The organism is Paenibacillus melissococcoides (assembly GCA_944800085.1).
Taxonomy (GTDB): Bacteria; Bacillota; Bacilli; order Paenibacillales; family Paenibacillaceae; genus Paenibacillus_B; species Paenibacillus_B melissococcoides.
The window spans coordinates 21,903-33,998 of record CALYLO010000009.1 but is presented as its reverse complement, the minus strand read 5'-3'; the positions used below and the strand labels follow the sequence as shown (position 1 = coordinate 33,998).

7 protein-coding genes and 3 pseudogenes are annotated in these 12,096 nt (G+C 48.4%); 5 read left to right on the top strand and 5 right to left on the bottom strand.

The window, feature by feature from the left end; translation table 11 throughout:
• Positions 1–7 precede the first annotated feature (7 nt).
• From ltrA to OCY70_RS26495, 5 genes and pseudogenes are all read right to left on the bottom strand, one after another.
• Positions 8–1,787 (bottom strand): annotated as a pseudogene (gene ltrA / locus OCY70_RS36315) (group II intron reverse transcriptase/maturase).
• A gap of 666 nt (positions 1,788–2,453) precedes the next feature.
• Positions 2,454–5,054: a DUF5704 domain-containing protein gene (locus OCY70_RS26510; RefSeq protein ID WP_249725656.1), complete on the bottom strand. Its 2,601-nt coding sequence runs from the start codon at positions 5,052–5,054 to the stop codon at positions 2,454–2,456.
• Between the two features lie 10 nt (positions 5,055–5,064).
• Positions 5,065–6,285: an S-layer homology domain-containing protein gene (locus OCY70_RS26505; RefSeq protein ID WP_213431224.1), complete on the bottom strand. Its 1,221-nt coding sequence runs from the start codon at positions 6,283–6,285 to the stop codon at positions 5,065–5,067.
• 251 nt (positions 6,286–6,536) lie between these two features.
• Positions 6,537–7,292, bottom strand: a complete 756-nt coding sequence (locus OCY70_RS26500; RefSeq protein ID WP_213431223.1) for an SDR family NAD(P)-dependent oxidoreductase — start codon at positions 7,290–7,292, stop codon at positions 6,537–6,539.
• Between the two features lie 34 nt (positions 7,293–7,326).
• A complete protein-coding gene (locus OCY70_RS26495; RefSeq protein ID WP_213431222.1) occupies positions 7,327–7,767 on the bottom strand; it encodes a MarR family winged helix-turn-helix transcriptional regulator in 441 nt (146 codons plus the stop codon).
• Positions 7,768–8,075: 308 nt separating this feature from the next.
• Between OCY70_RS26495 and OCY70_RS26490 the strand changes: the two are divergent.
• The 5 genes and pseudogenes from OCY70_RS26490 to OCY70_RS26470 form a co-directional block, all read left to right on the top strand.
• Positions 8,076–8,492: pseudogene (locus OCY70_RS26490) on the top strand (hypothetical protein); the annotation flags it as partial.
• 122 nt (positions 8,493–8,614) lie between these two features.
• Positions 8,615–10,096: an IS5 family transposase gene (locus OCY70_RS26485; protein WP_261944494.1), complete on the top strand. Its 1,482-nt coding sequence runs from the start codon at positions 8,615–8,617 to the stop codon at positions 10,094–10,096.
• 24 nt (positions 10,097–10,120) lie between these two features.
• Positions 10,121–10,483 (top strand): annotated as a pseudogene (locus OCY70_RS26480) (hypothetical protein); the annotation flags it as partial.
• The gene (locus OCY70_RS26475; protein WP_213430708.1) at positions 10,480–11,271 is read left to right on the top strand and encodes an ABC transporter permease; all 792 of its coding nucleotides are present in this window, start codon (positions 10,480–10,482) and stop codon (positions 11,269–11,271) included. The pseudogene OCY70_RS26480 and the gene OCY70_RS26475, both read left to right, overlap by 4 nt.
• 43 nt (positions 11,272–11,314) lie before the next feature.
• On the top strand, positions 11,315–12,082 hold the full coding sequence (locus OCY70_RS26470; protein ID WP_213430709.1) for an ATP-binding cassette domain-containing protein: 768 nt from the start codon (positions 11,315–11,317) through the stop codon (positions 12,080–12,082).
• Positions 12,083–12,096: the final 14 nt, after the last annotated feature.

The window sequence follows — 12,096 nt, the reverse complement described above, 5'->3', positions numbered from 1 at the left end:
ACTTGAATTAAACAACAGTGCCCAAGTTACTCATTTTGCGGTATTGGTTTACCCTTTTAATCATGCTGCCTGTTAGGCCAAGCATGTTTATGAGTTTCATAATCGTTTCCTGGTTTGTGGCATGAATAAGTGTATGGACATCTTGATGAAGGATCCTCAGGTTATTGTAGCTGTCATCTCCACCAAGGTAAGTTGGAAGATAATGATGACAGTGCACATCGTCTGCATAAAGGAATATACCTGTGATTTCGCATTTTCCCATGACCATACTGTACCTACTAATCCGATTATCCAAGTATTCTGCACTGCGTTGAGGATTGTCTGATTTCATTAATATAATGATTTCTGATTGTACAAATCCAACCAGTTTTCTAGTAATCCTCTTCCGCCCCTCGACAGTAAATGGAGTTATCTCTTGACTGAAGTTCAGATTGTTAGAGGTAGTTACATCTACTATCGGGTATAAGTAGACTCCATCCACCTTGAACGTGCGATAACTGGTTGAGTAAAACTTCCTATATGTCGGAGGTGGATTATCAGGATGTTCGTATTTACCAGCCCGTTTCAAACGATTATAAGTGAACTTTTTCAGGTCATAGGCAAGTCGTGAGAACTCAATGAACACATGCGTTGCTTTCCTAAAGTAATTGTGAATCCCGAGAACAAAACTATTGAATTTGTGCACATTACCGGCTGAGGGTGATTGTTGAATATGTTGAATAAGTTTCTTATATTGTATCTTAATCTGTTGTTTTTTCTTCTCAATCACACCGGTATGTGCAACTGCCTTTTTCCCCTTCATTGTAGCTTTAATTGTAAAGCCGAGAAATTCAGATTTCTGTTTCCTCAAATTCAGAATTTTTGATTTCTCAGGGGAAATGTCCAACTTAAGGCGATCTTTCAAATAAAGTTTTACGGCATGGAACCATTTTTGGGCCGTTTTCCAATCACGACAGAGGATTTTGAAGTCATCGGCGTATCTGACAATGAATCCTTCTTTAAGCTTTGACTTCTTAAGAGCATTATATTTATTCCTCTTCGTATATGCATGTTTTGTTTGGAAATTCTCCCATTGTATCAAGATCGTGCAGTGCAATGTTAGAAAGTAAAGGGGATAAAATTCCTCCTTGTGGGGTTCCTTTTACAGGAGTACCTTCACCTTCTATTACAGCTTTTAGCATTCGACTGATAATCCGTAAAACCTTACGATCGTGTATTCCAAGATTCCATATCTGCTTTAGCAAGGTTGAATGATTAATGTTATCGAAGAATCCTTTGATATCGATGTCTACGATAAAGTGAAGTCCCCCGTTATTAATCAAAAATTGAACTCTAGCCAATGCATTATGGGTGGAGCGCAATGGTCTGAACCCATAACTATGTTTATAAAAGTGCGCCTCGGCGATTGGTTCAAGTACTTGCTTAAAGCACTGCTGTATTAGCCGATCTAGAATGCATGGAATTCCCAGTGGTCTCTTTCTCCCATTAGGTTTTGGAATAAAGACCCGTCTAACCTTTTTAGGTTGGTAATTCTTAAGTTTTGTTTTAACAAGGTTCACAAGATCGCTGTCTGTCATTGTTTTAAGATTCTCGATTGTTTTGCCATCTGTTCCTGCTGTTTTAGATCCCTTATTTGACTTGATTGTACGGTAAGCAAGAAGGATATTTTCTCTTGATGTGATTAGTTCATAGAGACGTTTGAATGTTTTTCCTTGCTTGGCCTGCTCGTGTAAGTCTGTAAAGGTATCTGTTAGATTATAGTAATCCCAATAACGCAGAGCCTGTATTGTGGCAACCCCCTTGCAGAGATTGTCCCCACATTCATACCCGACCGATACAGTTCACTTTTGGAAAGTTGTTGTCAAGTAACAAGACTCAGGGCTGTTCCTCCACTTCTATTACGGAAGTTTCATTGGTCGTGCCCCTACTCTCACAAGGGTAAATGCATTTCGGTGTAACCTTATAGCAACCGTCTTGGACGGCAGTCCATTGTTGCAACGTCCCTTGCTTTCCTTGTTCCTTCTATCCTAGCTATGCATACTGCCCTTAGGTGACTCCTTTGAACCTGCAAGCTTGATACCGCCATTGTTCGGTATAGCGTATTTCCTAACATGTAATTGTACTTTACGCCACTTGCCCCAACATTCATTGGTCAACATGTTTCCATGAGGTAGGCATTTAGATTCTTACATTCGGAGTTTCGTCAGTTCCCCTTTGAACATTCTCACCATAGGCAATTTTTCAGCCGTCCGGCATATCAGTAAGCATACCTTCCTTGATTGGTGGCTCCAGCTTCCTTCTGCCGACTTCACCTAGCTTCATACCTCATGCCCTGCCGAACAAGACGCATGTAGGAGTCTCAACGGAACAGTTTTGGAAAACATGGATTCCTCATTCCTGTTCTCGGATAGAAAGTTAGACTTTTCTTTATAAAGTCCTTGCTTTTCCTGAAGTTATTCAGTTATAGCAAAACAAGTCGCACACATATTGCCCTTTGTTTTCAGATCGAATTTGAAATGATATCCTGTCTTCACCACCACATTGCGGTAGCCCTGCAGCGGATGACTGCCGGGCCGAATCGGCAGCGTATACGGCGCCCGGTTCCCGCGCGGCTCCCCGTCGATGCCATTCGCCCCGACCCAGTAGGAGGCGCCGGTTGGCTCATGGCTGCCGACCCGCTTGCGGAACACCTTCTCCCAGTTATAATCGGCGATGTCGGTCACCCGGAAATCATAAAGCCGGCCAATGACTTCCACCTCGACCACGTCGGTGGAGACATGATTCCTCAACTGGGTATTGGCGTTCGGCTGCGTATCGAGCTCCACCGGTGCGTTCTCGGCGATGGTCCGGAACAGGACAGAATAATTCCCTTCATCGACCCACACCGGCAGGAAGAACGTCGTATCCAGTTGACTCACCGGAATGTCGATCCAGGTCCGCTTTGGAATAAAGCGGCTTCGGTCCCCAGAGTACACATCGAACGGGAACCACACCTGCTTCGTGCGGACATATTTCGCATAATCACGATTGCCATATCCAGGGTAGGAGACATGCTGCCCGCTCGTCGGCAGGCGCACTGTGAACGGCCGCTCCAGAATGAGCGCTGCCCGGTTCGGGTTCGGCTTCGTCTTCTGGTTATGCGTCCGATCATCCGACACGGAAGCATATGTCACAACCGGGGTATGTATGGTGACCGGATTAATGCCCGGAATCGGGAATTCCTGATCCGTGCCGCCATTAATCTGTTCCGGAAGCAGCTTATAATAAACCGTACCGCTGCTCGGCACATTTTTTGCGTTCACTTTATCGCTATGTATTAAGAGACGATTTTTATATAAGATGTTTTCGCTTATCGTGGTTGGAGACGGAATGGTTCCAGGAGAGGAGCCGTTCTCATCTACCGCTTGCCCTGACATAATCGTCTTTCCCTGAAATGAAAGCGAATCATTTTGGACACGAACTTTACCGATCGCCTTCTCGGCAGCGGCTTTGAATTCGCCTGAGTAGCTGGGGATGTCTTTGCCAACGGTTTGCGAGGGAAGAACGATACTCTGTGCTTCCGGTTCCTTCACGATTCCGCCCTGATGCTTGAAACGATAATCCGGCGGCGTATAATTTTGGGGCTGTAAGGTGACCTCTCCACCTGGCAATGCTGTATTTTGCAGCTTGGCTTCTTGGATCTTGTAAACTTCCAGCTTATCAATTACCCAAAATGAATACGGACGCTCAACGGTCACGACATCACTGACGGTCTCCTCTTCCTCCATGTCTTCTTGCGTGGGCTTCCCCTCATCGTCTGTCCGTGGCTCTTTCCATTTCTTAATAAACGTCTTTTCTACAGGAACTTCAAATGTACATTTGCCAGTCATCTGCACATACGAACTCTTGAACAAGTAATTATAGGCAAAAGCATTAGCGTAAAGGTATTCCGATGTAGGGATGCCCATAAGCACATCGAACTGCTCACTTCCCCGATTATCTGCCTTGATCACGGCACTCGCCTCTGGCTCCATTACCTGATTTGAGATTTTCGTTCCAGGCACTGGAGCGGTGCAGGATCCTGCAGGATCTGGGGGATTCGTCGGATCCGGCTTACCAGGAATATCGCCAACGGTAACCGTCACATAATCATAAATATAATAGGGGTAACTCTTCCATTTGGCTGTTATTTTGGCAGTCCCTTTTCCGACAGCCGTTACTTTTCCGTCAGGCCCTACCGTCGCCACAGAAGATCGATCCGAACTCCATTCCAGTTGTTCCGTCCGACGGGTGATATCCAGCCAATTCGTAAAACCCGTCATGTCATATTCCTGGGTTCTGACTTCTGCCTTTAAGTTCTTCGATTCTCCGATTTTCATATTTGCATCAGACGAGACTCGCAGTTCTTTTGTTTCTGTGACATAGCCTTCGAAAACTGCTTTAAGATCGACATAGTAATGGGCCTGATATTTAGGTTGACCTTGATGCCCTATTTCGTATTGGCGATAATATGAGACTATATGGCTATGACCGGTAATTGTATTAAGCTCAGCATAGAGTTTTCCCTTGGTGAATAGTGGGTTACCGACCGGGCTATAAGATAATGCGGGCGTATATTTCAGATTAGTTAACCCGAGTTCCTTAACATGCTCTTTTTTGAACGCATGCTTTTTTGTATCTTTTAGACTCTCTGGAGCATAGTTATACATATTTATTCTGTCTTTCACTGCAGCATCCCGGGGATACTTGTTTCCATCGGTACCGATAGCCGTCACCGTTTCGACAGTTCCAAATTCTTTGGTAACTGCAACCCATTGACCCCTATCCCCTTCGGTCCAGACTGTTTTTGGATTGGGGTAGTCTTTACCCGTTACAGTTACTTTAATCTTTTGAGTCTTAGGAGCTAAACCTTCTGGGATTACTTTTATTCCTTCTTCTGGATACCCTTTTTGCCAAGGTATATACTTTTCTTCTTCCGGAGAATCATCCGAAGCTGAGACAAGGTTAGGACTATAATTGTTAAAGGAAATTAACATCAATGACAGGATTAAAATGACTGTAAATGCTTTTTTCATGTTATCTCCTCTATTTCGACACCATCAATAATGAACCATCATCAAATTTAGCACTACCGAGATCATCATCTTCCTTATTATGGTATCTAACGACCCATAGTTTGACACCTGAAGAGTGCTTGGCAAAGAATTCTTGGTCTTTTGTGACAGGAAGAGTTTCATACCCATACTTTTTGTATAGATCGTTATGTGTAGAAGCCCCCCCTATTAAATTTGTTATACCACCCCGAAAATGGTCCACGCCAAATCCCTTTGTTTTTGGATAAATCGTAATCTCTACAAATATTGGAAAATACCCCTTGTTCTTTTTAAAAAAATCTTTGTGGGAGTCATCCAAAAACAGGTCACCATAGAAACTCTTTTCGTTCCAATTATCTACATTAACGGCAATCATACGATGAAAAACTAATTTACCAGCATTATTTTTAAACGTTCTCGTCTTTCCTACTGTACTTGCCATACCAGTAGCTTCAAACGGCGTCACAATCTCCAAATTATTCTTCTCCGTTCCCACTGCCCGCAGCTCATTCAGACCAGGGAAGGAATCTGCCTTCTTGTTTGCTACCTTCACAAACCGCAACAAAATGGCCGATGTCTCCGCACGGGTCGTGGTGTTTTTCATGCCGAAGGAACCGTCCGGGTAGCCGTTCATCAGTTTAGTGCCCATCGCTAGCGCAATATGTCCGGCTTTGGACGCTGGAATGCCTGGTTTGAAGTATTCTTTGACCGGGATCAGCGTCTCCTTCGTATCGAACAGCGCCTGCTTGTAGTCTTCATCCATGGCGGCCAAGCCAGAGCTTAACCAGACGGCCATCTCTTCGCGGGTTAACGCCGTGTTGGGTTGAAAGCCGTTGGGGTAGTTCTTCGGATCGATGAATCCCAAAGCGACCGCCCGCCCGACTTCCTTTTTGCTCCAATGGTTGTTCAAATCGCTAAAGACATTTTCTATTTCTGCAGAAGGTTCCGCTTTCGATACCCGCGACAGCAAGGAAGCGAATTCCGCCCTTGTAATGGTCGCGTCCGGTTTAAATGTTCCATTGCTATAGCCCTTGAAATATCCTGCATTTACGGCGGCATAAATGGAGTCCTTGGCCCAGTGCGTTGCCGATACATCCTTGAAGCTCATTCCCTTGGCCTGTCCCTTGACCACTGTGGGCATAATACCGAGCAATGCAGGAAGGGCCAAACAACCAACGATAAAAAACAGGATTACTCTTTTCATTGCCTTCATGAATGATCACTCCCACGATAAATTTAGTGTTTCAACGCTATTCCCGATCAGCCCTAAAAAACATAAAAAACCCTCAGCCAATAGAATTAGCATCGGGTTCTTCCCATCATGTCCTATGTATTCAAACCAAATCCTGAATTGCTTATATTATACAATATTTTCTTCCGGATGGCGAGTCTTTATTTTTGCTGCCCGAATCCAAAAAAGTCCCCGCCTGCATCAGGCGAGGACGGGATGCTCATCCATATGGCTTACAGGGTGAGGCCGCCATCGATGGCTACGATGGAGCCGGTCATGTAGCTCGCTCCCTCGGATGCGAGGAATGCCACCACGTTGGCGATCTCGGCCGGGTCGGCCATGCGGCCGATGCGAGGGAAGGCGATTTCCGGTACGTTGCCGGTCGTCTTGATCGTCTCCTGGAAGCCTGCCACAAGGTTCGTGTTGACGCCGCCTGGGCAGATGGCGTTGATGCGGATACCTTTTTGGGCATATTCCAGCGCAGCCGATTTGGTCAAGCTGACGACGGCATGCTTCGTCGCCGAATAGGCCGCCACGCTGTGCTCCGGCTTCAAGCCTTCGGTCGACGCCGTGTTGATTATCGTGCCGAAGCCCTGCTCCGACATCACTTTCAGGACATATTTCATGCCGAGGAAGACGCCCTTGAAGTTGACTGCCACGACGCGGTCGAATTCTTCCTCGGAAATGTCCGCGAACAGGAACGGCTTCTGAATGACGCCTGCGTTATTGAAGAATACGTCGATGCGGCCGTATTGGTCCATCGCTTGCTTCACGTAGGCTTCTACCTGGTCGGCTTTGCTCACGTCCGCTTGCACGGCAATGCCGTCCCCGCCTTGCTCGCGAATGAGGGAGAGGGTTTCTTCCGCCCCGTCCAGATTGTAATCCACAAGCACGACGTTCATGCCCATCTCCGCCAGCTTCAAGCTGGACGCCCGACCCATTCCGCTGCCGGCACCGGTGATTACGGCTGTTTTGGTATCTTGATTCATGTTGATCGTCTCCTTATGTGAAGTGAGGTGCGACTTACTTGACGGTTCCTTCTTGCAAATCGAGATTCGCGACCATCCTGGCATAATAAGCATGCAGATTGGCCAGTTCCGCTTCGCTGAAGTCCTTCCAGAGCGATTCGGTCAGCCGGCCATATTTCGCATTCACCGCGTCCAGCAGCTCCTCCCCTTCGGGAGTCAGTTCGAGCAGAATGACGCGGCGATCATGTTCGGGAATGCGGCGCTCAATACAAGACTTGGCGACCAGCTTGTTCGCCAGATTCGTAATCGCCGGCAAGGTGACCTGAAGCGCTTCCGCCAGTTCCGAGCTTCGCTTCGGGCCTTCGCGCTGCAAAATCTCCATCATCATGATCTGCGCCCCCGATACATCGCTGTCCAGGATTCGGTTGTACGCGATGATGAACTTGTGCATCATGACGGACAGCAGCTTGGACAGCTCTTCCCTGGTCGTTTCCAACGATCCGCCTCCCTCCGTTTATCTACTTCAAAAATTGAATAGTTAAAACTATTAACTTTATGATTTTAGTATATTCTTTTCGCCCGATCGTGTCAATTCCAAAGCGCGCGGTGCTTATTTTCCCCAATCAGACTCGCATATATCGACAAGACGATTGAATTCCTTCGCACAATCTAGGCAAGGAACAGAAAAAACGCTTGCCATCCTTCCCCAGCTTCTGGTACGATATTCCTCGCTCTCTCAAAACGCATTTCGCTCCCATCGTAGTGTAGGCACGCCGCTAATCATGAAGATGCCGGAGGTGTTGAATGCTTTTTTGGACGCTAGCACGTAAAATGTACCTCAGCAATTTGCAGTACCGGAGTGCGCATCTTGTGCACAACATCGCCAGCGCTCTGTTCGGTCTCATCTATGTGTCGATATGGACAGGGATTGCAGAAGGCCGATCGCTGGGCGAATATGGATTGAACGGCATCTTCAGCTATGTCGCGTTCAATCAGGCGAGCTTGTGGGTCGCCGCTTTTCTCAACAACGGACTCGGCATGGATCAGTCCGTGCGAACCGGGCAGATTGCCCTCGATCTCGTCAGGCCTGTTCATCTGTTCTATCATCTGATGAGCAAAGAATGGGGGCAGATCGCTTATCAGTTCGTGTACAAGTTTCTTCCGATTTACGCGCTTTATTTCTTCGTATTACCGCTTCACGTCCCCTCATCCGTGACTACGTAGGGCTTGCTGAACAATCATTTTTCAATGGTTTTTCAAGGATTTCTGGACTCTAACTCGAAATAAAATGCAAGGAGAATGCGAATTTCTTGCAAAAAATCGTGCACGTGGAGTGAGCCGACATGTATCGTAGAACCGAAAGCCAGCTTCAGTTGTTCGAAGATTTCTACTTGCCGTTTGGCGGTAAATTAAATAAGGAGAACCGTTGGGTTCAACTGGCCGCTATCATCCCGTGGTGGCGGGCAGAAGAACTCTACGCGAAGTCGTTCAAGAAATCAATGCGCGGTCAGATCCCTTTGTCTGTTCGTATGGCTTTGGGAGCGCTGTACATTCAGGAACGTATGCAGCTCGATGATCGAGAGACGGTCCAGCAGATCGCCGAAAATCCGTACTACCAGTACTTCCTTGGGCTGCCGGCGTTCCAAGATAAGCCTCCGTTCCATCACTCGCTGTTGACCCATTTCCGCAAGCGATTGGGTGCGGATGTCATTGAACGAATCAACGATTGGATTTTGGAAGAGGACGCAGAGCGAAAGAAGCAGGAACAAAACAAGAGCGATCCTCAAGATCCTCCAGGCAGCGGCCATGGCTCTGATGGAACATCCGTTAATGAAGACGGCAAAAGCAAAGAGAAACCATGCAACAAAGGCACCTTGATGCTCGACGCGACCTGCGCACCGGCCGACATCTCGTATCCGACCGATTTGAAATTATTGAACGAGGCGCGGGAAAAACTCGAAGCGATCATCGATGTTCTGCACGAGCCTTTCGTCGGGAAGGCCAAGAAACCGAGAACGTATCGTCAAACCGCCCGCAAACGCTACCTCGAGATCGCCAAGAAACGGCGAACGGGTGCCAAAGCCATCCGGAAAGCGGTTGGCAAACAGCTTCGTTATGTTTCGCGTAATCTTCGCATCATCGAAATGCTGGCAGCGAAAAGCAGCTTGAATCAACTGGGTTCGCAGCAGTATCGGCAATTGCTCGTCATTTCCGAGCTGTATCGTCAACAGCAAGAGATGTACGACAAACGGACACACTCGGTGGAAGATCGAATCGTCAGTCTTTCCCAACCGCATGTACGGCCGATTGTCCGCGGGAAAGTGAATGCTCCCGTCGAGTTTGGAGCAAAGCTGGCGATCAGTCTGGTGGACGGTTACGCTCGAATGGAGAAGCTGTCCTGGGATAACTTCAACGAAAGCATGACACTGAAAGCTTCCGTGGAGTCGTTCGTCCAGCGATATGGGTGTTATCCGGAAGCCATTCTAGCCGACCAAATCTACCGAAATCGGGAGAACCTTCGCTATTGTAAGGAGCACGGCATCCGTTTGAGTGGTCCAAACTTAGGGCGTCCGAAGAAAGAAGCGGAACCCGATCGGAACCAGGCCAGACAGGATGCTTCAATGCGTAACGCAATCGAAGGAAAATTCGGAGAAGGCAAACGCTCCTACGGACTGGGGCGTATTCGAGCACGCCTTCGAGAGACAAGCGAAACGGTCATTGCCCTGCAACTGCTTGTTATGAATCTCGAACGCAAGCTGCGCGTTCTCTTTTTGCCGATTTTCAGACTGCTGCTGAATCTGTGCCGTCAGCCTCTGTGGGCCTAAAAGGCAATATGTTCAGCAAGCCCTACGTACATGTGGACCGCTGTTGCTTTGACGCTTGCCGCGTACATTTCCATTTGCCTGAACTACCTGATCGGAGCTCTGGCGCTCTGGACGACCGAATCCCGTTGGCTCTATTGGGTGAACTATGCCTTCAGCATGCTGCTGTCCGGCTTCCTCATCCCGATTGAATGGCTGCCTTCTTGGCTCGCCGCCATCAGCGAAGCGTCGTTCTATCCGTTCCTGCACTATGTGCCGACGCGAATCTACCTCGGAATGGAAGCGCCCGCCGCGTTGACAGGCTCCGTCATCTGGTGCGCTCTATTTACCGCTCTATATCTCGCCGTTACCGGGATCATGAGACGGAAGGTGGAGGTGCAAGGCGGATGACATGGATTCGCATGTACGCGCTGCTCGTGCGCGCAAGCATCCGCAGCCGGATGCAGTACAAGTTCAATTTTTGGTTCTCATCGCTTATGGCTGCCATCATTAGTGTAGTCGAATTTCTTATGCTCGCGGTCATTCTGCTCCGATTCGGCCATATCAAAGGCTGGACCTTGGCGGAAGCCGGCTATTTGTATGCCGTCCTCTCCTTGTCCAAAGCCATCTACCGAATGTTCGCCTCCGACGTGCACCACCTGGAGAAATATTTAGTCACCGGCACGCTCGACGGCTTGCTGCTCCGTCCGATCCCGATTCTGCTGGCGCTGATGTCCCAGAACTTCTCGATCCGCTTGGGCGAAGTGGTTCAAGGGACGGCCATCCTCGCGATATGCATCGGAACGCTGATGCAGCAGGGGCAGATTGGATGGACGGCGGTGCCGCTTACGCTGATCGTCATCCTGTCAGGCGCGGTGCTGCTCTTCGCCATCGGCCTGCTGACGGCGTCCGTCGGGTTCTGGATTACGCGCATCGAGGAGCTGCAAAACATTACCGAGGATGCCGCCCGCACCGCGGCGCAATACCCGATGAGCATTTATCCGTCCTGGCTCCAGGGGCTGCTGCTCAGCATCATTCCTGTCGGCTTCGCCAACTATGTCCCGTCCTTGTATATTTTGCGGAACAGCTATGGCATCTGGCTGATCGGACTGTCGGTGCTTATCGCCGCCGGCCTGTTCGTTCTTGCCTTGCGGGTATGGAGAATCGGGCTGGCCCGATATCAGAGCACGGGAAGTTAGCGTTACGAAGTCAAGCGTAGAAGGATGATAAGGGGGTTCAAGCGTGATTACCGTGACTGATTTGCACAAACAATTCCGCCGTTCCGCTCCAAAGGAAGGGCGCTTCAAAGCCTTGCGGACGCTTCTCTCGCGCGACTATGTCGTGAAGGAAGCCGTTCGCGGCATCAGCTTCCATATTGAGAGCGGCGAGTTCGTCAGCTATATCGGCCCGAACGGCGCCGGCAAATCGACGACCATGAAGGGCATCATCAAAATTGACGGCATGAGCATCAATACATGGAACAAACAAGAACTCCGGAAACGAATCGGCGCCGTGCTGCAAGAATCGCGTTTATTTAATATGACAATTATGGAGAACATCCAAATGTACCATAAAAACGTTGCAATGGATATGATTGTATACGCTTCAAAACAAGCCGCGATTCATGATGACATTATGCGGCTTCCGCTAGGCTATCAGACGATGGTATCCGAGAACGGTTTTAATTTTTCCGGAGGACAACGGCAACGGATCCTTCTCGCTCGCGCTCTGTTGCATCGTCCCGCTATCCTGTTGCTGGATGAAGCGACGAGTTCACTGGATTTGATGTCGGAGCAACTCATTTGCGATTCCTTGCGTCATATCTCCTGCTCGCAAATCATTATCGCGCACCGGTTGAGTACCGTTCGGCATGCTGATCGCATCATCGTACTTGATAATGGGAAAATAACCGAGATGGGGAGCCATCAGGAATTGATGAGTTTACAAGGAAAATATTACGATTTATATACTTCGCAGGATGAGAATCATGTGTTCTCGCCTGTTTCTTAACGGGAGCAGATGTT

Excerpts from the sequence above, each read along its gene's own strand:
- OCY70_RS26510 (WP_249725656.1), bottom strand. The coding sequence starts at position 5,054 with ATGAAAAAAGCATTTACAGTCATTTTAATCCTGTCATTGATGTTAATT.
- OCY70_RS26505 (WP_213431224.1), bottom strand. The coding sequence starts at position 6,285 with ATGAAGGCAATGAAAAGAGTAATCCTGTTTTTTATCGTTGGTTGTTTG.
- OCY70_RS26500 (WP_213431223.1), bottom strand. The coding sequence starts at position 7,292 with ATGAATCAAGATACCAAAACAGCCGTAATCACCGGTGCCGGCAGCGGA.
- OCY70_RS26485 (WP_261944494.1), top strand. The coding sequence starts at position 8,615 with ATGTATCGTAGAACCGAAAGCCAGCTTCAGTTGTTCGAAGATTTCTAC.
- OCY70_RS26475 (WP_213430708.1), top strand. The coding sequence starts at position 10,480 with ATGACATGGATTCGCATGTACGCGCTGCTCGTGCGCGCAAGCATCCGC.